Annotated in this window: 21 protein-coding genes; 18 read left to right on the top strand and 3 right to left on the bottom strand. The window is 65.2% G+C overall.

Features of this window, described 5'->3' with window-relative positions; all coding sequences use genetic code 11:
* Positions 1-22: 22 nt before the first annotated feature.
* Together ACE10Z_RS00665 and ACE10Z_RS00660 are read right to left on the bottom strand one after the other, a co-directional pair.
* Positions 23-1,519, bottom strand: a complete 1,497-nt coding sequence (locus tag ACE10Z_RS00665; RefSeq protein WP_375786225.1) for an NAD-dependent succinate-semialdehyde dehydrogenase — start codon at positions 1,517-1,519, stop codon at positions 23-25.
* A gap of 228 nt (positions 1,520-1,747) precedes the next feature.
* Positions 1,748-2,071 carry a hypothetical protein gene (locus ACE10Z_RS00660; protein ID WP_375786224.1) on the bottom strand — a complete coding sequence of 108 codons (324 nt, stop codon included), beginning with the start codon at positions 2,069-2,071 and terminating at the stop codon, positions 1,748-1,750.
* 346 nt (positions 2,072-2,417) lie between these two features.
* Here ACE10Z_RS00660 and ACE10Z_RS00655 point away from each other — a divergent pair, with 346 nt between their 5' ends.
* A complete protein-coding gene (locus tag ACE10Z_RS00655) occupies positions 2,418-3,611 on the top strand; it encodes a serine hydrolase domain-containing protein (protein ID WP_375786223.1) in 1,194 nt (397 codons plus the stop codon).
* A 250-nt stretch (positions 3,612-3,861) separates the two neighbouring features.
* On the top strand, positions 3,862-5,583 hold the full coding sequence (locus ACE10Z_RS00650; protein WP_375786222.1) for an AMP-binding protein: 1,722 nt from the start codon (positions 3,862-3,864) through the stop codon (positions 5,581-5,583).
* A gap of 165 nt (positions 5,584-5,748) precedes the next feature.
* Here ACE10Z_RS00650 and ACE10Z_RS00645 read toward each other — a convergent pair whose 3' ends face one another.
* Positions 5,749-6,750 carry an adenosine kinase gene (locus tag ACE10Z_RS00645; protein ID WP_375786221.1) on the bottom strand — a complete coding sequence of 334 codons (1,002 nt, stop codon included), beginning with the start codon at positions 6,748-6,750 and terminating at the stop codon, positions 5,749-5,751.
* Positions 6,751-6,986: 236 nt separating this feature from the next.
* Here ACE10Z_RS00645 and murJ point away from each other — a divergent pair, with 236 nt between their 5' ends.
* From murJ to ACE10Z_RS00565, 16 genes are all read left to right on the top strand, one after another.
* A complete protein-coding gene (gene murJ / locus ACE10Z_RS00640) occupies positions 6,987-8,525 on the top strand; it encodes a murein biosynthesis integral membrane protein MurJ (protein ID WP_375786220.1) in 1,539 nt (512 codons plus the stop codon).
* A 172-nt stretch (positions 8,526-8,697) separates the two neighbouring features.
* A complete protein-coding gene (gene trpS, locus ACE10Z_RS00635) occupies positions 8,698-9,750 on the top strand; it encodes a tryptophan--tRNA ligase (RefSeq protein ID WP_375786219.1) in 1,053 nt (350 codons plus the stop codon).
* A 140-nt stretch (positions 9,751-9,890) separates the two neighbouring features.
* Positions 9,891-10,385: a universal stress protein gene (locus ACE10Z_RS00630; protein WP_092120638.1), complete on the top strand. Its 495-nt coding sequence runs from the start codon at positions 9,891-9,893 to the stop codon at positions 10,383-10,385.
* A 141-nt stretch (positions 10,386-10,526) separates the two neighbouring features.
* Positions 10,527-11,096 carry a NifU family protein gene (locus ACE10Z_RS00625; RefSeq protein ID WP_212312430.1) on the top strand — a complete coding sequence of 190 codons (570 nt, stop codon included), beginning with the start codon at positions 10,527-10,529 and terminating at the stop codon, positions 11,094-11,096.
* A gap of 88 nt (positions 11,097-11,184) precedes the next feature.
* Positions 11,185-11,880 carry a tRNA (adenosine(37)-N6)-threonylcarbamoyltransferase complex dimerization subunit type 1 TsaB gene (tsaB, locus tag ACE10Z_RS00620; RefSeq protein ID WP_375786218.1) on the top strand — a complete coding sequence of 232 codons (696 nt, stop codon included), beginning with the start codon at positions 11,185-11,187 and terminating at the stop codon, positions 11,878-11,880.
* The gene (gene rimI / locus ACE10Z_RS00615) at positions 11,877-12,362 is read left to right on the top strand and encodes a ribosomal protein S18-alanine N-acetyltransferase (protein WP_375786217.1); all 486 of its coding nucleotides are present in this window, start codon (positions 11,877-11,879) and stop codon (positions 12,360-12,362) included. Before tsaB ends, rimI begins: the two co-directional genes overlap by 4 nt.
* 67 nt (positions 12,363-12,429) lie before the next feature.
* Positions 12,430-12,882, top strand: coding sequence for a Fur family transcriptional regulator (locus ACE10Z_RS00610; RefSeq protein ID WP_375786216.1), 453 nt, complete (start codon positions 12,430-12,432; stop codon positions 12,880-12,882).
* A 5-nt stretch (positions 12,883-12,887) separates the two neighbouring features.
* On the top strand, positions 12,888-13,586 hold the full coding sequence (locus ACE10Z_RS00605) for an HAD family hydrolase (RefSeq protein WP_375786215.1): 699 nt from the start codon (positions 12,888-12,890) through the stop codon (positions 13,584-13,586).
* Positions 13,587-13,645: 59 nt separating this feature from the next.
* Positions 13,646-15,034, top strand: coding sequence for a tRNA (N6-isopentenyl adenosine(37)-C2)-methylthiotransferase MiaB (miaB, locus tag ACE10Z_RS00600; RefSeq protein ID WP_375786214.1), 1,389 nt, complete (start codon positions 13,646-13,648; stop codon positions 15,032-15,034).
* A gap of 5 nt (positions 15,035-15,039) precedes the next feature.
* A complete protein-coding gene (locus ACE10Z_RS00595; protein ID WP_080686933.1) occupies positions 15,040-16,110 on the top strand; it encodes a PhoH family protein in 1,071 nt (356 codons plus the stop codon).
* A 68-nt stretch (positions 16,111-16,178) separates the two neighbouring features.
* Positions 16,179-16,676, top strand: coding sequence for an rRNA maturation RNase YbeY (gene ybeY, locus ACE10Z_RS00590; RefSeq protein ID WP_375786213.1), 498 nt, complete (start codon positions 16,179-16,181; stop codon positions 16,674-16,676).
* A gap of 1 nt (position 16,677) precedes the next feature.
* A complete protein-coding gene (locus ACE10Z_RS00585) occupies positions 16,678-17,790 on the top strand; it encodes a hemolysin family protein (protein ID WP_375786212.1) in 1,113 nt (370 codons plus the stop codon).
* On the top strand, positions 17,787-19,400 hold the full coding sequence (lnt, locus tag ACE10Z_RS00580) for an apolipoprotein N-acyltransferase (RefSeq protein WP_375786211.1): 1,614 nt from the start codon (positions 17,787-17,789) through the stop codon (positions 19,398-19,400). Before ACE10Z_RS00585 ends, lnt begins: the two co-directional genes overlap by 4 nt.
* Before the next feature lie 262 nt (positions 19,401-19,662).
* Positions 19,663-20,079 (top strand): helix-turn-helix domain-containing protein, encoded by a 417-nt coding sequence (locus ACE10Z_RS00575; RefSeq protein WP_021082652.1) that lies wholly within the window; start codon positions 19,663-19,665, stop codon positions 20,077-20,079.
* Positions 20,080-20,287: 208 nt separating this feature from the next.
* Entirely contained in the window at positions 20,288-21,412 is a 1,125-nt protein-coding gene (locus ACE10Z_RS00570; RefSeq protein WP_375786210.1) for a M20 family metallopeptidase, read from the top strand.
* On the top strand, positions 21,409-22,146 hold the full coding sequence (locus ACE10Z_RS00565; protein ID WP_375786209.1) for a tRNA (guanine(46)-N(7))-methyltransferase TrmB: 738 nt from the start codon (positions 21,409-21,411) through the stop codon (positions 22,144-22,146). The genes ACE10Z_RS00570 and ACE10Z_RS00565 overlap by 4 nt, the downstream gene beginning before the upstream one ends.
* The last annotated feature ends 81 nt before the right edge of the window (positions 22,147-22,227 follow it).

Raw genomic sequence — 22,227 nt, 5'->3', positions numbered from 1 at the left:
GCGAAGGGACGCGGCTCCGCGATCAGACGCCGGCCATCATCACGTATTTGATCTCGACATACTCATCCATGCCGTGGCGCGAGCCTTCGCGGCCGAGGCCCGATTCCTTGACGCCGCCGAACGGTGCGACCTCGGTCGTGATCAGGCCGGAGTTGACGCCGACCATGCCCGACTCCAGCGCTTCGGCGACGCGCCAGACGCGGCCGATGTCACGCGAATAGAAGTAGGAGGCGAGACCGAACGGCGAGGCGTTGCACATCGCGATCACATCGGCCTCGTCCTTGAAGCGGATCACCGGCGCGAGCGGGCCGAAGGTTTCCTCCTGCGCAACGAGCGCGTCGGGCCGCACGTCCGACAGCACGGTCGGCTCGAAGAAGCTGCGGCCCAGCGCTGAGCGCTTGCCGCCGGTCACGACCTTGGCGCCGCCCTTCACGGCGTCGGCAATGTGCCGCTCGACCTTCTCGATCGCCTTCATGTTGATCAGCGGCCCCTGCGTCACGCCGGCCTCCGTGCCGTCGCCGATCTTCATCTCGGCGACCTTCTTCGACAGCTTCTCGACGAACTGGTCGTAGATCTTGTCCTGCGCGTAGAGACGGTTGGCGCAGACGCAGGTCTGGCCCATGTTGCGGTACTTGGAGACGATCGCGCCCTCGACCGCGGCGTCGATGTCGGCATCGTCGAACACCACGAAGGGCGCGTTGCCGCCGAGCTCGAGGCCGAGCTTCTTCACGCCGACCGATGCTTGCCTGTACAGGATCTTGCCGACATTGGTCGAACCCGTGAAGCCGACGAACCGCACCGCCGGATGTTCGCACAGCACCTTGCCGATCGGCGGCGCATCACCGGTGACAATGTTGAGCACGCCCTTCGGCACGCCAGCCTTTTCAGCCAGTACCGCCAGTGCGAGCGCGGACAGCGGCGTCTCGTTGGCGGGCTTCAACACGACGGTGCAGCCGGCGGCCAACGCCGGCGACACTTTTCGCGTGATCATCGAGTTCGGGAAATTCCACGGCGTGATGGCGCCGCAGACGCCGATCGGCTGCCGGATCGCAAGCAAGCGGGCATCCGGACGCTGGGTCGGGATCGTCTCGCCATAGACGCGGCGCGCTTCCTCCGCGAAGAATTCGATATAGGCCGCGCCGATATCGACTTCGCCGAGCGCCTCCGCCAGCGGCTTGCCCTGCTCGGAGGTCAGGATCAGCGCGAGGTCCTCGCGATTGGCGATGATCAGATCGAACCATTTGCGTAAGATATTGGAGCGCTGCTTGGCGGTCAGCTTGGCCCAGGCCGGAAATGCGCGCTGGGCGGCCTCGACGGCCTTAGTCGCATCGTCAGCGCCCAGTTGCGGAATCTTGATCAGCTCGACGCCGGTCGCGGGATTGTTGACGGCGAATTCCGGCGTGCCGACCCAGGCGCCGTCGATGTAGCAGCGGTCGCGTAGCAGCGACGGGTCCTTCAGGCGGCTTTGCAGGGAGGATGCTGCGGATTGCGTGGCGTGTGCGGCAACGGGCGGGGTCATGGCGTTACTCCTGGAATTTCTCTGAATTTCCTTGGGGGGTATTCGCCGCCTATATAGGCGGAAAGCCGCGGCGATGCACTGGCGGCCAGCGCGACCCTGCTTGGACGCAAACGCGGCGCCGTTGCTGAAGACTGTCGTTCCGGGATGGTCCGAAGGAACAGACCTCAGGTGCGCCCTTGTGCATCCGAGGTTCGATGCTGTGCATCGCCCCGGAATGACAGCAGCGTGTCAGATCGCGCCGCCCGACATGTAGGTTTCGCGGCGGCCGATCATGCGTTCGGCCGCGGCCTTGGCATCGGCCTTGGACGAGGTCGCGCAGGTCCGGTATTCGAGGTCGGCCTGCGCCCGCGCGTCGCGGCGGCCGAACCAGGACTTGGCGCCGGTCTGCAGCAGCGCCAGCGCCTGGGCGACATTGTCGACGGCTTCAAACGAGTGCAGGGCGCCGGTACCTGCGTAGCGAACTTCGTAGAGACCTGGGCTGATCGGCGCTTCGATGTTCTCGCCGCGGCCCGGCCGCGGATAGCGCTTCCATTCACTCCACGTCGAAATCATTGCTGCGTCCCCGCAAGGCGGGAAATGACGACACTTTTCGTCAAATCCGACCTAATCCGCCGCAACGTTTGTGCAGCGATCTGAATGCGTTAATGCAAAAAAACAGGCACGAAAATCAATCCGCCGATCACGTTACCGTGGCCGCCTTTCCGGGTCATCGGGACTTGCACGGAGTCCACTGCAAAATCTGCGCGCGTGGTGAACACCTGTTGAGCGTGGCCGTTCCTAATGGCCCGGCTGTCACGACATCGCGACATCATCGAAGCGCGCCCGCCTTGCGGGAGCCGGAAAGCGGGAGGATGATCCCCGCGCTTCAAAACAATAAACCCAGCGGAGGACGCCCCCAATGCAGAGCAAGGCTCAGATCGATCAGGTATTGCGGCAGAAGAGCGAGGCAAAGGAGATTCCCGGCGTGGTCGCCATCGCGGCCACCGGCAAGGACGTGATCTACGAGGGCGCGTTCGGCAAGCGCGACCTTTCCAAGAGCGATCCCATGACGGCGGACAGCGTGTTCTGGATCGCCTCGATGACCAAGGCGGTCACCTCCGCGGGCGCAATGCAGCTCGTCGAGCAGGGCAAGCTCTCGCTCGATGAGCCGATCGGCAGGCTGCTGCCCGATCTCGCCGCCGTGCAGGTGCTCGACGGCTTCGATGCCAAGGGCGAGCCGAAGCTGCGGCCGGCGAAAAAGCCGATCACGCTGCGCCAGCTGATGACCCACACCGCCGGCTTCGCCTACGACATGTGGGACGCTGATCTCGGCAAATATCTGGAGAAGACCGGCACGCCCGGCATCATCTCGTGCCTGAACGCGGCGCTGAAGACGCCGATCATGACCGACCCCGGCACGCGCTGGGAATACGGCACCAATATCGATTTCGTCGGCAAGGCGGTAGAAGCAGCATCAGGCAAGAAGCTCGATGCCTATCTGCGCGACCACATGTTCGCGCCGCTCGGCATGAGCGATACCGCCTTCAAGATCACCGACAACATGCGCAAGCGGCTGGTCGGCATGCACGCGCGCGGCGAGGACGGAGCGCTTGCGGCGATCCCGTTCGAGCTCGAGCAGAACCCTGAATTCCACATGGGTGGCGGCGGCCTTTATTCGACCGCGGCGGACTACCTCAAGTTCTGCCAGATGATCCTCAACAAGGGCAAAGGCAACGGCAACCAGGTGCTGAAGGCCGAGACCGTCGCGACGATGGGGCAGAACCACATGGGCGAGCTCACCGTCGAGAAGATGACGACGGCGGCGCCGATGTACACCAACGACGTCGATCTCTATCCGGACCAGGTGAAGAAGTGGGGGCTGAGCTTCCTGATCAACACCGCCAAGACGCCGGAAGGCCGCAGCCCTGGCAGCCTCGCCTGGGCGGGCCTCGCCAACACCTATTACTGGATCGATCCGTCGCGCGACGTCTGCGGCGTGATCCTGACCCAGCTGTTGCCGTTCGCCGACAAGCACAGCCTGGAGGCCTTCGCAGGCTTCGAGAAGGGCATCTATGCCGGGCTCGACGCCGGCAGCGGACAGAGAGCGGCCTGAGGTTCCAAACGTCGAACGACAGAATCGGTCGCTCCAACAACTCGTCATGCCCGGCCTTGTGCCGGGCATCCACGTCTTTGCTTCCGCGTGAGGAAGACGCGGATGGCCGGGACAAGCCCGGCCATGACGGGTCTGGAACGACAAGCTTGCGGGGGGGGGGGGGGGGGGATTTTTCATACCCGCCATAGGTCGGGCCTGTCCTGCCGGCGCCAAACGACTAAGATCGCGCAAAAAGCGCGACGACACGAACATGATCAGGAGGAGCACGAGCTTGGCACCCACACCCAAGGCAGACAGCTATGTCTGCGGCATTTCCGATACGCCGCTGCTCGGTGAAACCATCGGCCACAGCCTCGACCGCGCACGCGCGCGCTGGGGCGAGCGCGAGGCGCTGGTCTCGCCCAGCCACAATGTGCGCTGGACCTGGAACGAATTCGCCGCGCGCGTCGAGGCCTTGGCGACCGGCTTCCTTGCACTCGGGCTGCAACGCGGCGAGCGGATCGGCATCTGGTCGCTGAACCGACCGGAATGGACGCTGACGCAATTCGCCGCCGCCAAAGCCGGCCTGATCCTCGTCACCATCAATCCGGCCTATCGGCTGAGCGAGCTGGAATTCGCGCTCGGCAAGGTCGGCTGCGCCGCGATCGTGACCGCGACCGCGTTCAAGACCTCGGCCTATATGGAGATGCTGAACACGCTGCTGCCGGAGCTTGCAAGCTCCGAGCCCGGCCATTTGCGCTCGGCGCGGCTGCCGCAACTGCGCGCCGTGATCCAGATCGGTGGACCGGCAGCATCAGGCACGATTCCGTTCGAGCGGGTGTCGCAGATGGGCGGGGAGCGCCATCGCGAGCAGCTTGCGGCGCTTGGCGACAGCCTGCAATTCGACGATCCCGTCAACATCCAGTTCACCAGCGGCACCACAGGCTCACCGAAGGGCGTGACGCTGACCCATCACAACATCCTCAACAACGGCTATTTCACCGGCCGCGCCATGCGCCTGACCGAGCAGGACCGCATCTGCATTCCGGTGCCGCTCTATCATTGCTTTGGCATGGTGATGGGCAATCTCGCATCGGTCACGCTCGGCACCACCATGGTCTATCCCGGCGAGGGGTTTGATCCGCTGGCGACGCTGACCACGATCGCGCAGGAGAAATGCACCACGCTGTACGGCGTGCCGACCATGTTCATCGCCGAGCTCGACCATCCGGAGTTCAAGCGCTTCGACCTGTCGTCGCTGCGCACCGGCATCATGGCCGGCGCGCCCTGCCCGATCGAGGTGATGAAGCGCGTCAACACCGAGATGAACATGCGCGAGGTGACGATCGCCTACGGCATGACCGAGACCAGCCCGGTGAGCTTCCAGAGCGCGACCGACGATCCGCTGGAGCGGCGCGTCTCCACCGTCGGCCGCATCCATCCGCATGTCGAGGTCAAGGTCGTCGATCTCGACGGCAAGGTGGTGCCGCGCGGCGAACGCGGCGAGCTCTGCACCCGCGGCTACAGCGTGATGTCAGGCTATTGGGACGAGAAGGAAAAGACCGGAGAGGTGCTCGACGCCAATGGCTGGATGCATACCGGCGATCTCGCCGTGATCGACGACGAGGGCTACTGCAACATCGTCGGCCGCATCAAGGACCTGGTGATCCGCGGCGGCGAGAACCTCTATCCCCGGGAGATCGAGGAATTCCTCTACCGTCATCCGAAGATCCAGGACGTGCAGATCTTCGGCGTCGCCGACGCGCGCTATGGCGAAGAACTGTGCGCCTGGGTCAGGGTCAGGGCCGGCGAAACGCTGACCGCCGACGAGGTCCGCGCCTTCTGCCAGGGCCAGATCGCCCACAACAAGATCCCGCGCTATGTCGAGTTCGTCGAGGAATTCCCGATGACGGTGACCGGCAAGATCCAGAAATTCGTGATGCGCGACGCGGTGGAGCAGCGGCTCGGATTGAAGGCTGCGAAGACGGCGTGAGCCTCCTCCCTCGCCCCGCTCTTGCGGGGAGAGGGTCGGGGTGAGCGGCTGCCTCCCCAAACTGGATGAAGGTGAGTACGCGGAGACTCCCCCTCACCCGGAACGCATCTGGCGATGCGTTCCGGCCTCTCCCCGCAAGCGGGGCGAGGCAAGAAGAGCCCGCCCTTAAACCAGCAGCCCCTTCGCCTTCGCCAGATCCTTCAGCGACATCAGCGGCCGGGCGCCGATGTGCTGGATCACTTCGGCGGCGGCGAGCGCACCGAGGCGGCCGGCATTCTCATGACCGACATTGCGCACGAGGCCGACCAGGAAGCCGGCGGCGAACAGATCGCCGGCGCCGGTGGTGTCGACCAGTCTGTCGATCGGAGAGGCGGGTGCCGATACGACGGCATCGCCTGAGATCACCACGCAGCCCTTCTCGCTGCGGGTGACGACGCCGAGTTTGGTGTCCCTGCCGAACTGCTTCAGCGCGGTGTCGAAATCGGAGGTCTGGTACAGCGAGTGCAGTTCGGACTCGTTGGAGAAAACGAGGTCGACCGTGCCCTTGCGCATCAGATCGAGGAATTCGTCGCGGTAGCGATCGACGCAGAACGAATCCGACAGCGTCAGCGCGACCTGGCGGCCCGCGCCATGCGCGATCGTAGCCGCCTTCACGAACGCGTCCTTGGCGTTCTTCGGATCCCAGAGATAGCCCTCGAGATAGATGATGCTCGCCGCTGCGATCTGGGCCGGATCGATATCGTCGGGCGTCAGGTCCTGCGCCGCGCCGAGATAGGTGTTCATGGTGCGCTCGCCGTCCGGCGTCACCAGGATGTAGGAGCAGCCGGTGGCCGGGCCGGCCTTGGCCGGCGCGGTATCGAAGGTCACGCCGGCGGCGCGGATGTCGTGGACGTAAAGCTTGCCGATCTGGTCGTCCTTGACCTTGCCGACATAGGCGGCGCGGGCGCCGAGATTGCCGACGCCGACGATGGTGTTCGCAGCCGAGCCGCCCGACATCTCGGTCGCCACGCCCATGTCGCTGTAGATCGCGGTGGCGCGCGCCTCGTCGATCAGCTGCATCGAGCCCTTGGTCATGCCGTGACGGGCAAGGAATGCCTCGTCGGTCTGCACCAGCACGTCGAAGATCGCGTTGCCGATCCCGAGAACGTCGTATTTTGCGTCAGCCATAGACCTGCCCTGTGTTAACGCCACCCAACAAGAGCCGCGACCTATCACGTTACGCCTCGGGGCAGCAAGCAGGGCTCTATGTTCCGTCATCCTGAGGAGCGCGAAGCGCGTCTCGAAGGATCGACGGCCACCGGCCGGGCCGTGCATCCTTCGAGACGCGCGTTCCGCGCTCCTCAGGATGACGGGTCTAACGGGGCACTGCTGGCAGCAACGCGGGCTGCTGCTATACAAGTCCCATGTTCCGCTCCTTCCTCACGGTCTCCTCGGGTACGCTGGCCTCGCGATTGCTCGGTTTCGTGCGCGATTCCGTGATCGCGGCGCTGCTCGGCGCGGGTCCGGTGGCGGATGCCTTCCTTGCGGCATTCCAGCTTGTGAATGTTGTGCGACGGCTGCTGTCCGAGGGCGGGCTGAATGCCGCGCTGGTGCCGGCCTGGCTCAAGGTTCGCGATAGCGATGGTGACGCGGCGGCTCGCGCCTTTGCCGGCCGCGTGCTCGGCACCGTCAGTGCCGCTGTCATCGCGGCGGCGCTCGTGATCGGCGTGCTGATGCCGCTGGTGATCGCGGCGATCGCGCCCGGCTTCGTCGGCCGCGACACGCTGCAATTCACCGTCGACGACGCGAGGCTGATGCTGCCCTATCTCGCCTTCGCCGGCCCCGTCACCGTGATGATGGCGCTGCTCAACGCGCAGGGACGCTTCGCGCTGACGGCGTTCTCGCCGCTGCTGTTCAACATTTCGCTGATATCAGTGATGGCCGTGCTGCTGGCGCGGCAGCAGGAGCCGGTGCAGGCCGCGCTGGTGATGGCGGCAACGATCGGCGTCGCCGGATTCCTGCAACTCTCGATGCTGGCGCTGCGCGGCGCAAAGCTCGCAGCGCCGCTCCGCATCTCCTTCGATCCCGAGATGCGCGGCTTTCTCGGCCGGGCTGTCCCCGGCATGGTCGCGAGCAGCGCGCCGCAATGGCTCATGGTGGCGGGCGCGGTGATCGCGTCGACCTCGCCGTCGGCGGTGTCCTGGCTCTATTTCGCCAACCGCCTGCTCGAGCTGCCGCTCGGCATCGTCGGCGTCGCCATGGGCACCGTGCTGATCCCGGAGATGACGCGCGCGGTGCGCAGCGGCGAGTCTCACGCGATCGCACACGCGGAATCGCGCGGGCTCGAGCTCGCGGTCGGACTTGCTTTGCCCGCGACGCTCGGCCTGATGGTGCTGAGCGAACCGATCGTGCGGATGCTGTTCGAGCATGGCGCGTTCACCGACCAAGATACCGCGGCCACCGCGCAGGCCTTGATCTGGCTGACGCTGGCGCTGCCGGCGCATGTGCTGGTGAAGGCGCTGTCGCCGGCGTTCTTTGCGCGCGAGGACACGCTGACGCCGCTGTTTGCGACGCTGAAGGCCATCGTGGTCGCGATCGCCGCGGCCTTCCTGCTCGGCCGTATGTTCGGCGCGAGTGGAATCGCCGCGGGCATTGCGCTCGGCGCCTGGAGCAATGCGCTGGCGCTGATCCGCAAGGGCGCCGCGACCTTCGGCTTTTCGATCGATGCCGAGGCGCGCCGCCGGCTGCCGCGCATCCTGGCCGCAGCGCTCGCGATGGGCGGCCTGCTCCGGCTCGCGGCAGGCGCGCTGCCGGCAGCCGGCAGCCACGGTTTCGTGCAGGCAGCCTCCCTGCTCGTCCTGATCGCAGCCGGTATCGCTTGCTACGGACTGCTTTTGTCAACTTTCGGCGTCACCGGCTGGCGACAGGCGGTTAACGCCGTCAGGCAAAGGCGCCCCGCCTGACTTGCGCGCGCAGGGCTTAAGTGGCAAACGACGCGCCTGAGCCTCTTCCGTTCCGCATGGAATCGGAACGGGGCTCTGGACTTTAGTTTTGACGCGTTTTCTTCACGCGAACCTGTGGCCACTTCGCTCGAAAACGCTTCTGAAAGCAGCCCCATTTCCGGGAATCGAGACCATGGCGTTCGTTGAACGGGTTTTCTCAGGCGTCCAGCCGACGGGCAATCTGCACCTCGGCAACTACCTCGGCGCCATCGTCAACTTCGTGAAGATGCAGCAGACCCATAACTGCATCTATTGCGTCGTCGACATGCACGCGATCACGCAGGGCGTCGACGTCTGGGGCGGCCCGGCCGAGCTCGCGCGCAACACCCGCGAGGTGACCGCGGCCTTCATCGCCGCCGGCATCGATCCGAAGAAGCACATCGTGTTCAACCAGAGCCAGGTTGCCGGCCATGCCGAGCTGACCTGGATCTTCAACTGCGTTGCCCGTGTCGGCTGGCTCAGCCGGATGACCCAGTTCAAGGAGAAGGCCGGCAAGGACCGCGAGAACGCCTCGGTCGGTCTCTACGACTATCCGGTGCTGATGGCGGCCGACATTCTCTTGTATCGCGCCACCCACGTGCCGGTCGGCGAGGACCAGAAGCAGCATCTCGAACTGTCCCGCGACATCGCGCAGAAATTCAACAACGATTTCGGCGATTCGATCCGCGGCCACGGCTTCAATGAAGGTCTCTATTTTCCGATGCCGGAGCCGTTCATCACGGGTCCCGCGACGCGTGTGATGAGCCTGCGCGACGGCACCAAGAAGATGTCGAAGTCGGATGCGTCGGACAATTCGCGCATCAACCTCACCGACGACGCCGAGACCATTGCGCAGAAGATCCGCAAGGCGAAGACCGACCCGGAACCGCTGCCGTCGGAAGAAAAGGGTCTGGAGCTGCGGCCCGAAGCCGACAATCTCGTCGGCATCTACGCGGCGCTCGCCGAGATCACCAAGCAGGAGGTGCTCAGCCAGTTCGGCGGCGGGCAATTCTCGAGCTTCAAGAACGCGCTGGTCGAGCTTTGCGTCGCGAAACTGGCGCCCATCGCGGGTGAGATGAAGCGGCTGGTTGCTGATCCCGGCCATGTCGATTCGATCCTGGCCGACGGGGCTAACCGTGCACGGATCATCGCCGACGAGACGATGCGCACCACGAAGGACATCGTCGGCTTCATCCGCCAGCGCTGACACCACCGGCAGAACTGCGCGCGCCCTCTCCCCAACGGGGAGGGAGTGTGGCAGCATGGGCCTCGTTTGAGCATGGTCTTTTCGGAAAACCGCTGCGCACTTTTCCGGATCATGCTTGTTGGTTCAGCACCGGGACATGCATGACCGCCCAGCGACGAAGCTACGAGACAGGTCACAAGCCGAAATGCCTCGTCATCGTTGACGACACCGCGGAATGGGACCGCGCGGTCTATTACGCCAGCCGGTGGGCCATCCGGGTCGGCGGCGGCGTTCTGATGCTGCGGGTGATCGAGACCGAGGACCAGAACCAGCAATGGCTGGGGGTCGCCGACATCATGCGCGCCGAGGCCGAGGAAGCCGCCAATGAGGCGCTCGATCGCGCCGCCGGCCGCGCCAACGGGATCGCCGCCATCACCCCGGAGCGGGTGATTCGGGAGGGCGACCCGACTGAGCAGATCCTCGACGTGATCGACAAGGACGTCGATATCGCCATGCTGGTGCTGGCCGCCAATCCGGGCGCCGAAGGGCCCGGGCCGATCATCACCACCATGGCCAAGACCATGGGGGCGTTCCCGATCCCGGTGACCATCGTGCCGGGCGGCCTGACCGACGCCGAGATCGACGCCTTGTCCTAGGTTATCGGCCTTGAAGCCGCTCCAGAGCATGGATTGGGGCCTGGAACCGCGGTTTGCAGCTTGATCGCAGGCTTTTTAATTGCCATCTGGTAGGGGAACCCCAACGCGCCGGCCTTGAACCGGCGACGCCGGAGACAGCAAATGTTCATTCAGACCGAAGCCACGCCCAATCCCGCCACCCTGAAATTCATCCCGGGCCGCACGGTGCTCGACAGCGGGACCATGGAATTCTCCTCGCCCGAATCCGCGGCGCGCTCGCCGCTCGCCGAACGGCTGTTCGCCGTGTCCGGCGTCACCGGCGTGTTCTACGGCGCCGACTTCGTCACGGTGACGAAGGCGGACGGCGACTGGCAGCACCTCAAGCCCGCGATCCTCGGCGCCATCATGGAACACTACATGTCCGGCGCGCCGCTGCTCGCCGACGGCACCGCCGGCAGCGACGACGCGCGCGATGAGGAAGGCGAGTTCTTCGACGAGGCGGACGCCGAGACGGTCGAGCAGATCAAGGACCTGATCGAGACCCGCGTGCGTCCGGCGGTCGCCAATGACGGCGGCGACATCACCTTCCGCGGCTTCAAGGACGGCATTGTCTATCTCAACATGAAGGGCTCCTGCGCCGGCTGCCCGTCATCGACCGCAACCCTGCAACACGGCATCCAGAACCTGCTCCGGCACTTCGTGCCCGACGTGCAGGAAGTCCGGCCAATGTGATGGAGCGGCGAATGGCGCGTGGCGGATCGCGAACAGCGTTCTCCTCGAATTCCCTGTTCGCCATTTCGTATTCGCCATTCGCCCTCCCATGATCATTCTCGCGATCGATACGGCGCTCGACGCCTGCTCCGCGGCGGTGCTCGACACCAACTCCGGCAACACCATCGCCATCGAATCGCAGGCGATGCAGCGCGGCCATGCCGAGGCGCTGATGCCGCTGATCGCGCGGGTGATGAAAGCGAGCGGCATCGGCTTTGCCGGGCTTGACCGCATTGCCGTCACCACCGGCCCCGGCAGTTTCACCGGCCTGCGCGTCGGACTCTCGGCAGCGCGCGGCCTCGCGCTCTCTGCGGAAAAGCCGGTGGTCGGACTGTCGACGCTCGCCGCCTACGCCGCGCCCGTGGTTGCCGAGAATGCCGCACCCGCGATCCTGTCGGCGATCGATGCGCGGCACGATCACGTCTATTTTCAGCTGGTCGGCGGCGACGGCAGCTTGATGCTCAAGCCGAAGGTTGCGCCGATCGCGGAAGCGCTCGAGGCCGCACAGTTCGGCCCGCTGCATCTGGTCGGCAATGCTGCCAGCATTCTTGCCGAGCGCTGGCCTGCGGATGCTGCTCCGCCGGTCAAGGTCGACAGGCAGCCTGCACCCGACATTACCTGGATCGCCTGGGTCGGCGCCGCCGTGGATCCCGACACTGCGCCGCCGCGTCCGTTCTATCTGCGCGCACCCGACGCGAAGCCGCCGAAGGATCGCCTGGTCATCAGCGCGCCGCCATCGACATGATCGGCTGGCTGTCGCGATGGTGGGGCGGCGGTCCGCCCGCGGTCGAGCCCGCATCCTTGCGCGATGCGGCGCGGCTCGCGCAATTGCACGGCGCGTCGTTTCATCGCGGCTGGGGCGAAGGCGAATTCGAGGCGATGCTGACCGAGCGCAACACGCTGGTGCACCGGCTGCGCCAGGGACGCAAGGTGATCGGCTTTGCTGTCTCGCGAATGGCAGCGGATGAGGCGGAAATCCTGTCGATCGCGATCGATACCGGCCAGCGCGGGCGGGGCCTGTCGCGCGACCTGCTGCTGACCCATCTCGGCCATCTTGCCGGCCGCGGCATCCGCACGATCTTCCTCGAGGTGGAAGAGAACAATCAGCCGGCGCGACGGCTCTATGAAAGGGCCGGATTCGGCGTGATCGGCCGCCGCGAACGCTATTACAAGCAGCCCGGCGGGGAACATTTGAACGCGCTTCTGATGCGGCGCGACTTGTCGTAACATCGGCGCGATGGCAGAACAGCGCCTGCTCTGCCACCCAAGGTTTGAAGAATACGGCCCGAAACCCATGACCACGGTGAAAATCCCGCCTGCGCACAAAAATACCGGCATCGAGGCGCGCTGCGCCGCGACCGGCATGCGCATGACCGAACAGCGCCGCGTGATCGCGCGGGTGCTGGCGGAAGCCATGGATCACCCCGACGTCGAAGAGCTTTATCGCCGCTGCGTGGCGGTCGACGACAAGATCTCGATCTCGACGGTCTATCGCACCGTCAAGCTGTTCGAGGACGCCGGCATCATCGAGCGTCACGACTTCCGCGAGGGCCGCGCACGCTACGAGCAAATGCCCGAGAGCCATCACGACCATCTGATCAATCTGCGCGACGGCAAGGTGATCGAGTTCACCTCCGAGGAAATCGAGAAGCTGCAGGCCGAGATCGCGCGCAAGCTCGGCTACAAGCTGGTCGATCACCGTCTCGAGCTCTATTGCGTTCCGCTCGACGACGACAGCAAGCCGTAAACCGGGTGAGCTTCGACCTCGTCATCTTCGATTGCGACGGCGTGCTTGTCGACAGCGAGGTGATCTCCTGTCGCGCGCATGCGGACACGCTGACGCGGCACGGCTTTCCGATCACGCCCGACGGCGTGCTGAAGCGTTTCCTCGGCGTGTCCGACCGCGAGGCCCGGCGGATCGTCGAAAGCGAGATCGGACGCGCGCTGCCCGACAGCTTCGAGGCCGAGGTCAAGCAGGCGACGCTCAGTCTCTATGCCGGCGATCTCAGCGCGATCGCGCATGTCGGCGAGGCGATCGCCGCGATCGCCTTGCCGAAATGCGTGGCGTCGAGCGGCACGCCGGAAAAGATCCATCACGGCCTGACCTGCGCCGGGCTCTACGACCAGCTCGCGCCGCACATTTTCTCCGCCACCCAGGTCAAGCGCGGCAAGCCGGCGCCCGATCTTTTCCTGTTCGCGGCCACCCGGATGGGCGCCAGCCCTGCGCGCTGTATCGTGATCGAGGACAGCGTGGCCGGCGTCACCGGAGCCCGCGCCGCCGGGATGACGGTGCTCGGTTTTTACGGCGGCAGCCACTGCACGGCGGGACATGAGGACCTGTTGCGCCGGGCCGGCGCGGCCATAACCTTCGCCGATATGCGCCAATTGCCCGATTTGATCGCCCAAGCCGGCCAAAAACACGGCTCGATCGCTGGATTTTCCCCGGTTTAGGCCTTATTTGAGCAACGGCGCCCTGATGGCGCCGTTTCCATTTCCGCACTCAGGGTTCCATGACGACGCCGCGCAAGCTGCACATCAAGTCCTATGGCTGCCAGATGAACGTCTACGATGCGCAACGCATGGTGGACACGCTGGCCGGCGAGGGCTTTGTCGAGACCGCGAGCGCCGAAGACGCCGACCTCGTGATCCTCAACACCTGCCACATCCGGGAGAAGGCATCGGAGAAGGTCTACTCCGAACTCGGGCGGCTGCGCGTCGCCAAGGATGAGGCCGCGCGCCAGGGCCGCGAGATGAAGATCGCAGTCGCCGGCTGCGTCGCGCAGGCCGAAGGCGCGGAGATCATCCATCGTGCGCCGACCGTCGACATCGTGGTCGGGCCGCAGAGCTATCATCATCTGCCAGAGCTGCTGAAGCGCGCCCAGGAAAACGGCCGCGCGCTCGAAACCGAATTCCCGGTCGAGGACAAGTTCGGCTTCCTGCCGCAACCGAAGCCCGATGCGATCCGCGCCCGCGGCATCTCCGCGTTCGTCACGGTGCAGGAAGGTTGCGACAAGTTCTGCACCTTCTGCGTGGTGCCCTATACGCGCGGCGCGGAAGTCTCGCGTCCGGTCGCGAAGATCATCGACGACGTCAAGCAGCTCGCCGACAACGGCGTGCGCGAATTCACGCTGATCGGACAGAACGTCAACGCCTATCACGGCGAGGGCCCCGACGGCCGCGTCTGGCCGCTCGGCAAATTGCTGCAGCGGCTAGCGGAAATTCCCGGCGTCACGCGGCTGCGCTATTCCACCAGCCATCCGCGCGACGTCGACGACGACCTGATCACGGCGCATCGCGATTTGCCCCAGCTGATGCCGTTCGTGCACCTGCCGGTGCAATCGGGGGCGGACCGGATCCTTGCCGCCATGAACCGCAAGCATACCGCCGATGACTATCGGCGCGTCATCGACCGGTTCCGGGCCGCCCGGCAAGACATTGCTTTTTCATCAGATTTTATCGTGGGCTTCCCCGGCGAGACCAGGGAAGAATTTTCCGCCACTCTCGCGCTTGTCACGCAAATCGGGTACGCTGCGGCGTATTCATTCAAGTATTCGCCACGGCCAGGCACGCCGGCGGCGGAGATGCGGGAGACGGTGTCAGCAGCCGAGATGGACGAGCGCTTGGGGCGGCTTCAGGAATTGATCGACAGCCAGCAATCGGCCTTCAACCGGGCTGCGATTGGCACAACGGTCGATGTGCTGTTCGAGCGCGCCGCGCGCAATCCGGGCCAGATCGTCGGCCGGACCGCCTATCTGCAGCCCGCCCATGTGATGGCATCGCCCGACATCATCGGCCAGGTCCTCCCGGTCAGGATCGACAGCCTCGAGCGCTACAGCCTGATCGGCGAGCTCGCGACACCATCCGCGCCCGGCCTCATTTCGCAGACCATTGGAGCCTGAAATCCTTGCCCAAAAGCGCATCGGATTCGTCTTCGCTCGCTCCCAGCCGCAAACCTGACCGCGACATGCAAATGCCACCTGAGACCCGGCCCCCTGAGACTCAGGTCGTCATCGATTTCGACGACAACCGTGCCGCATCCGCGCTGGTCGGCCCCTACGGACAGAATCTGGCGCTGATCGAGCGGCGGCTCGGCGTCGTGGTCGATTCCCGCGGCAATCATCTCACCATCGCGGGCTCCCGCGACGGCTGCGACGCGGCACGGCGCGTGCTCGAAACCCTGTATGCGCAGGCCGTCGAAGGGCACGACCTCGATCAGGGCGAAGTCGAGGGCGCCATCCGCGCCGTGATCGCGCAGGGCTCGCTGTTCGAATTCGACAACAAGACCGCCAAGCCGACTTTCGAAACGATCAATCTGCGCAAGCGTCCGGTGCGCGCCCGCACCGCGGCGCAGGATTCCTACATCCGCGCGCTGAAGCGGCATGAACTGGTGTTCGGCATCGGCCCGGCCGGCACCGGCAAGACCTGGCTCGCGGTAGCCCACGCAGCACAGCTGTTCGAGCGCAAGGAAGTCGACCGCATCATCCTGACGCGGCCCGCGGTCGAGGCCGGCGAACGGCTCGGCTTCCTGCCCGGCGACCTCAAGGAGAAGGTCGATCCCTATCTGCGCCCGATCTACGATGCGCTGTACGATCTGATGGATGCCCGCGTCGTCGAGCGCGCCCTGCAGGGCAACGAGATCGAGATCGCGCCGCTCGCCTTCATGCGCGGCCGCACCCTGACCAATGCCGCCATCATCCTCGACGAGGCGCAGAACACCACGACGATGCAGATGAAGATGTTCCTGACGCGTCTCGGCGAGAACAGCCGGATGATCGTCACCGGCGACCCGTCGCAGATCGACCTGCCACACGGCCAGGCTTCGGGGCTCACCGAAGCCGTGAAGCTGCTCGACGGCGTCGAAGGCATCGCGCAGGTGCATTTCAAGGCCGAGGACGTCATCCGCCATGAATTGGTGGCGCGCATTGTGGCCGCCTATGAGGGATTGCCGCAAAAGCCGGCAAACGCCAGATCTTGAGACCAATAGCTTCGGCCGCGAGCCCGCGCGATGCGGGTTCCGGCCATAACGCAGATTTTGAAACCAACGTGTCTGCTTTTCCTGCAACCGAGGTTCTCGTCACCGCCGAATGCTGGCAGGCCGAGCCCGATGCCGACGCGGTGATTCACCGCGCCATCGAGGCCGCCGCCTCAATCGCCGACGCCGATGTCGCGGACGCCGAGCTTGCGGTGATGCTGACCGACGACGCCGGGATCCGTACCCTCAACGCCAACTGGCGCAGCATCGACAAGCCGACCAACGTGCTGTCGTTTCCGGCGCTGCAGCCGGAGGGCGCCGGCGGCGAAGGCGATGCCCCGCGCATGCTCGGCGATATCGCGATCGCCTATCAGACGACGCGGCGGGAAGCCGATGAAGAACAGAAGCCGTTCGACCACCATTTGAGCCATCTCGCGGTGCATGGCTTCCTGCATCTGATCGGTTACGACCACGAGAACGACGACGATGCCGAGGACATGGAGGCGCTCGAGCGCGAGATCCTCGCCTCCCTCGGCATTCCCGACCCCTACGCGGATCGGATCGCCTGACATGCCGGATTCCGACCCGACCCATGACAATCCGCGCAACGTGAGCAACCTGCCAGCCGTCGTGCATGAAGGCGAGGTGCAGCGCCCGGCGGCCGAAGGCTGGCTGGTGCGCGCGATCCGCACGCTGTTCGGCTGGAAGGCCGGCTCGGTGCGCGACGATTTGCAGGTGGTGCTCGACGCCTCGACGCCCGACGATGTCGGCTTCTCGGCGATCGAGCGCACCATGCTGCGCAACATCCTGTCGCTGAACGAGCGGCGGATCGCCGACGTCATGATCCATCGCGCCGACATCGTCGCGGTCAAGCGTGACATCCCGCTCGGCGAATTGATGAGCCTGTTCGAGAGCGCGGCGCATTCGCGCCTCGTCGTCTACAACGAAACCCTCGACGACCCCGAGGGCATGGTGCACATCCGCGACCTGCTCGCCTTCATGACCGCGAAGGCGCGGGTCACTGACGCGACCAAGACGAAGCGCAAGAAGCCGTTCCCGGCCGGGCTCGATCTGCGCAGCGTCGATCTCGCGCTGCCGCTGGCCGACGCTCATATCATCCGCAAGCTGCTCTATATTCCGCCGTCGATGCGCGCGATCGACCTGCTGGCGCAGATGCAGGCCTCGCGCATCCATCTCGCACTGGTGGTCGACGAATATGGCGGCACCGACGGGCTGGTGTCGATCGAGGACATCGTCGAGCAGATCGTCGGCGAGATCGACGACGAGCACGATTCCGACGAGCCGCCGTCCATTGTCCGCCAGCCGGACAATTCCTTTATCGCCGACGCGCGCGCCAGCCTCGACGATGTCCGTTCGGTGATCGGCGAGGACTTCGTCACCGGCGAGGCCGGCGAGGAGGTCGAGACGCTGGGCGGCTATCTCGTGTCGTTCGTCGGCCGCCTGCCGGTCCGCGGCGAGGTGATCTCGGGACCCGGCAATTACGAGGTCGAGGTGCTCGACGCCGATCCGCGGCGGGTCAAGCGCGTGCGGATCACGACGCGCAAGGAACGGCCGGCGCCGCGCAAGGAGCGCGAGCGGCGCCGCGAGCAGGCACCGGACTCCGGCAACCCGCAGGCGAATGACAACCTGCCGCCGCCCGGCGAGGGAGCCGGTCCGCAGTGAGGCTCTCCGACAAGCTCCGATCGATCGGTCTCGCCGTCATCCTGACCTGGGGATGGAAGCGCGTCGTGCTCGCGCTCGCGGCGGGCGCATTGTCCTCGCTGGCGATGGCGCCGTTCAACGCCTGGCCGGTGCTATTTTTGACCTTTTCGATGGCGGTCTGGCTGATCGACGGCAGCGCGGCGGGGCGCTGGCGCGGCGTACCCGCCGCAGCGCTGTCCGGTTTCTGGTTCGGCCTCGGCTATTTCGTGCCGGGACTGTACTGGATCGGTTACGCCTTCTTCGTCGATGCAGACACCTTCGCCTGGCTGACGCCGTTCGCGGTGCTCGGCCTGCCCGCCTATCTCGCTCTGTTCACCGCCTTCGGCTTCGCACTGGCACGGCTGATCTGGCCGCGCGACGCTTCGCGCGTGCTGGCGCTGGCGGTTAGCTTGACGATTTCGGAATGGCTGCGCGGCCATCTCCTCAGCGGCTTTCCGTGGAATGCATTCGGCTACGCGCTGACCGAACCCCTGGCGCTGGCCCAGACCGCATCGCTGATCGGGCTGTGGGGCATGACGTTCCTGGCCGTCGCGATCTTCGCAAGCCCGGCCGTGCTGATCGACGGCGGCTCGCGCGGCCGCAAGCCGTGGCGCGCCCCGGTGGCCGCAGTGCTGGTTCTCGCCGCGATGCTGGCGTTCGGCGCGGTGCGCCTCTCGCAACAGCCGACCAGCATGGTCAGCGGCGTCAAGCTGCGCATCATGCAGCCCGATCTGCAGCAGGACGCCAAATTCAACTACTCCGCCAAGGCGGCGGTGATGCAGAAATATCTCACTCTGTCGGATCGTGCCTCCGGGCCGCATTCGACCGGTGTGAGCGATTCCACCATCCTGATCTGGCCGGAATCCGCGTTTCCGTTCTTCCTGACCAAGGAAGCCGACGCGATGGCGCAGATCGCCGACCTGCTGCCGAAGGGAACCGTGCTGATCACAGGCTCGGTGCGCGCGCCCGATCTGCCGCCCGGCGTCCGCGTCACGCGTGCATATAATTCGATCTACGTCATCGACCACGACGGCAGCGTGCTTGCGGTCTACGACAAGCTTCACCTTGTCCCGTTCGGTGAGTATCTGCCGTTCCAGGACTGGATGGAGAAGCTCGGCTTCGTGCAGCTCACCAAGGTGCAGGGCGGCTTCATTCCCGGCACGATCCGCCGCACGCTCGATATTCCGAATGCACCGCGCGCGCTGCCCTTGATCTGCTACGAGGCGATCTTCCCCGGCAACGTCGTGAGCCGCGACGACCGTCCCGGCTGGATCATCAACGTCACCAATGATGGCTGGTTCGGAATCTCGACCGGCCCCTATCAGCATCTGCAGCAGGCCCGGCTGCGCTCGATCGAGGAAGGCCTGCCGATGGTGCGCGCCGCGAATACGGGCATCTCGGCCATCATCGACCCGCTCGGGCGGATCGTCGCCCAGCTCGGGCTCGGCATCGAAGGCGTGCTCGATGCCGGCCTGCCGGCGGCCATCCCGCCGACGATCTATGCGCGTGCCGGCAACATCCCCGCCGCGGTGATTGTGTTAGTTGCCCTCGCAATCGTATTGCGGAGGCGTTTTGTCAGGCGAAAGGCCTGATGGTGCCTATCGCCGATAGTCACACGAACCCGAAAAAGTGTCGAAATTTACCTCAGCGTGATTCCACCTGTTGACAGATCGACCGTGCACTTCGCATTGTACGGCTCCACGCGAAATCACAAGCCAAGTCAGCCCCTTTGCGCAAATTGTCCGCATTTCGTCCCGATCCTCCTTGCAGGATTTGACGGCACCGGCGCCTGAGGCATACTCCACGTCCAACTTGCCTCACCCCCCGGGCGCGCAATCCCTTAGGAGAGTTGGAATGTCCACCAAAGCGCCCAATCCTGTTGACAAATATGTCGGCAGCCGCGTCCGAATGCGACGCATCATGCTCGGCATGAGCCAGGAAAAACTGGGCGAGGCGTTAGGCCTGACGTTCCAGCAGGTGCAGAAATACGAGAAGGGCACCAACCGCGTCGGCGCCAGCCGGCTGCAGCAGATCTCCGAAATCCTGCAGGTGCCGGTCTCCTTCCTGTTCGACGGCGGCCCGAGCGGCGTCAAGACCGCCGACGGGTTCAGCGAGGGCTCCTCGCCGGCCTATGTGTCCGATTTTCTGGCAACCGCCGAAGGCCTGGCCCTGACCCGCGCGTTCACGCGGATCGCGGACGCCAAGCTCCGCCGCAGCATCGTCGAACTGGTCGAGCAGATCGCGGCGCGTGAGGCGGCCGAGCAGGTCTGATCCGGCCATATCCGTTTGAGAGATCGTCAAATCTGGAATATGTCATTCCGGCATGCGTTAAGGCGTGACGAGTTCCGACCGAACCGTGGTCGCGCTTTAGCTCCTTGATAGAGCATGATCTTTCCGGAAAACCGCGTCACGTTTTTCCGGATCTCGTTTCGGCGCGTGCGCTGAATGACAAAGCAAATTCACAGGCGACGACAACAGCATGTCCAGCAATCCGTTCGAAACCGCTGCTATTCTCGACGGCATTCGCCGCTGGGTCGAGATCGAATCTCCGACGGAGCGGCCGGATCAGGTCAACAAGCTGGCTGATCTCGTCGCGTCGGAATATCGCGACCTGCCGGCCACCGTCGACCGCGTTGCGGGACGCGACGGCTGCGGCGATCACCTTGTGACGCGCTCGTCCTGGGGGCAGGACGCGCCGGGCATCCTGGTGTTGAGCCATCTCGACACAGTTCATCCGATGGGATTCATCGAACGGTTACCATTCAAGATCGAAGGCGACAGCGCGTTCGGCCCGGGCATCTACGACATGAAGGGCGGCGCCTATCTCGCCTATCACGCATTCCGGCAGGTCTGCGCCGCTGACGCGCGCCCGCCGCTCGGCATCACCCAGCTCTACGTCTCGGACGAGGAGATCGGCAGCCCGACCTCGCGGGCGCTGATCGAGGCCGAGGGCCGCAAGGCCAAATACGTGCTGGTGACCGAGCCGGCGCGCGACGGCGGCAAGATCGTCACCGGCCGCAAGGGCGTCGCGCGCTTCGACGTGCATATCAAGGGCGCACCGGCACATGCCGGCACGCGCCCCGAGGATGGCCGCAGCGCGATCCGGGAGCTCGGTCATGTGATCCTGGCGCTGGAGGCGATGAACGATCTCAAGCGCGGCGTCACCGTCAATGTCGGCGTGGTCCGCGGCGGCACCAAGCCGAACGTGATCGCCGAAGAGGCCTATGCCGAAGTCGACATGCGCGTGCCGACCATGGCCGACGCCGACGAGCTGGTGCCGAAGATCCTCGGAATCACCTCTCGCACCGAGGGCGTCACCGTGAAGGTGACCGGCGAATTGAACCGTCCGCCCTATGAGAAGAGCAATGCCGGCGCCGCGCTCTACGAACACGCCCGAGAGCTCGCAGGCGAACTCGGCTTCGAGCTGATCGATGTGTTCACCGGCGGCGGCTCCGACGGCAATTTCACCGCACCGCTTACCGCAACCCTCGACGGCCTCGGTGTCGACGGCAAGGGCGCGCATACCCATTACGAGCAGCTCTACATCTCGTCGATCGAGCCGCGCGCGCGGTTGCTCTACCGTCTCTATCAGACGCTGCGATGACACCTGCTCCGAACGACAGCGGCGATCGCGATTCGTCCGACGATGGCGCGATGGCGCATTCGCGCGGCTCGTTCTTCGGGCGACGCAAGGGCCACAAACTGCGCGCGCACCAGGCCGACCTGATCGACAATCTGCTGCCGCATCTTTCGCTCGACATCTCGGCGCCCGCGCCCGAGGCGCTGACCGAACTGTTCGATGACGGCATCGCGGATGTCAGGCTCGAGATCGGCTTCGGCGGCGGCGAGCATCTGATCGCGGAAGCACAGGCATTTCCGGCGACCGGCTTCATCGGCTGCGAGCCCTATGTCAACGGCATGGCCAAGATCCTGACCCAGATCGAGGCGTTGAATATCGGCAACATCCGCCTGTTCGCCGGCGACGCCGCGGAGCTGCTGGCCTGGGCGCCAGCGCGCTCGCTGACGCGCATCGACCTGATTCATCCCGATCCCTGGCCGAAGCGAAGACACTGGAAGCGGCGCTTCGTGCAGGATGCAACGGTCGCGGCGATGACCCGGCTGCTGCCGCCGGGCGGTGAATTCCGCTTCGTCAGTGACATCGACGATTACTGCGCCTGGACGCTCGCGCATCTGATGCGCTCGCCCGACTTCGCCTGGCTCGCCGAGCGCGCGATCGACTGGCAGCAGCCGTGGCCGAACTACACCATGACGCGCTACGGCGCCAAGGCCGAGCGCGAAGGGCGCAAGGCGGCGTATCTGCGATTTCGAAGACTCTAACATCTTGTCATGGCCGGGCTTGGCCCGGCCATCCACGTCTTTCTTTCCACGCGACGTCAAAGACGTGGATGCCCGGGACGA

It is taken from the genome of Bradyrhizobium sp. Pha-3, from assembly GCF_042258615.1.
GTDB lineage: Bacteria > Pseudomonadota > Alphaproteobacteria > Rhizobiales > Xanthobacteraceae > Bradyrhizobium.
This window is presented reverse-complemented; position numbering and strand designations above follow the sequence as displayed.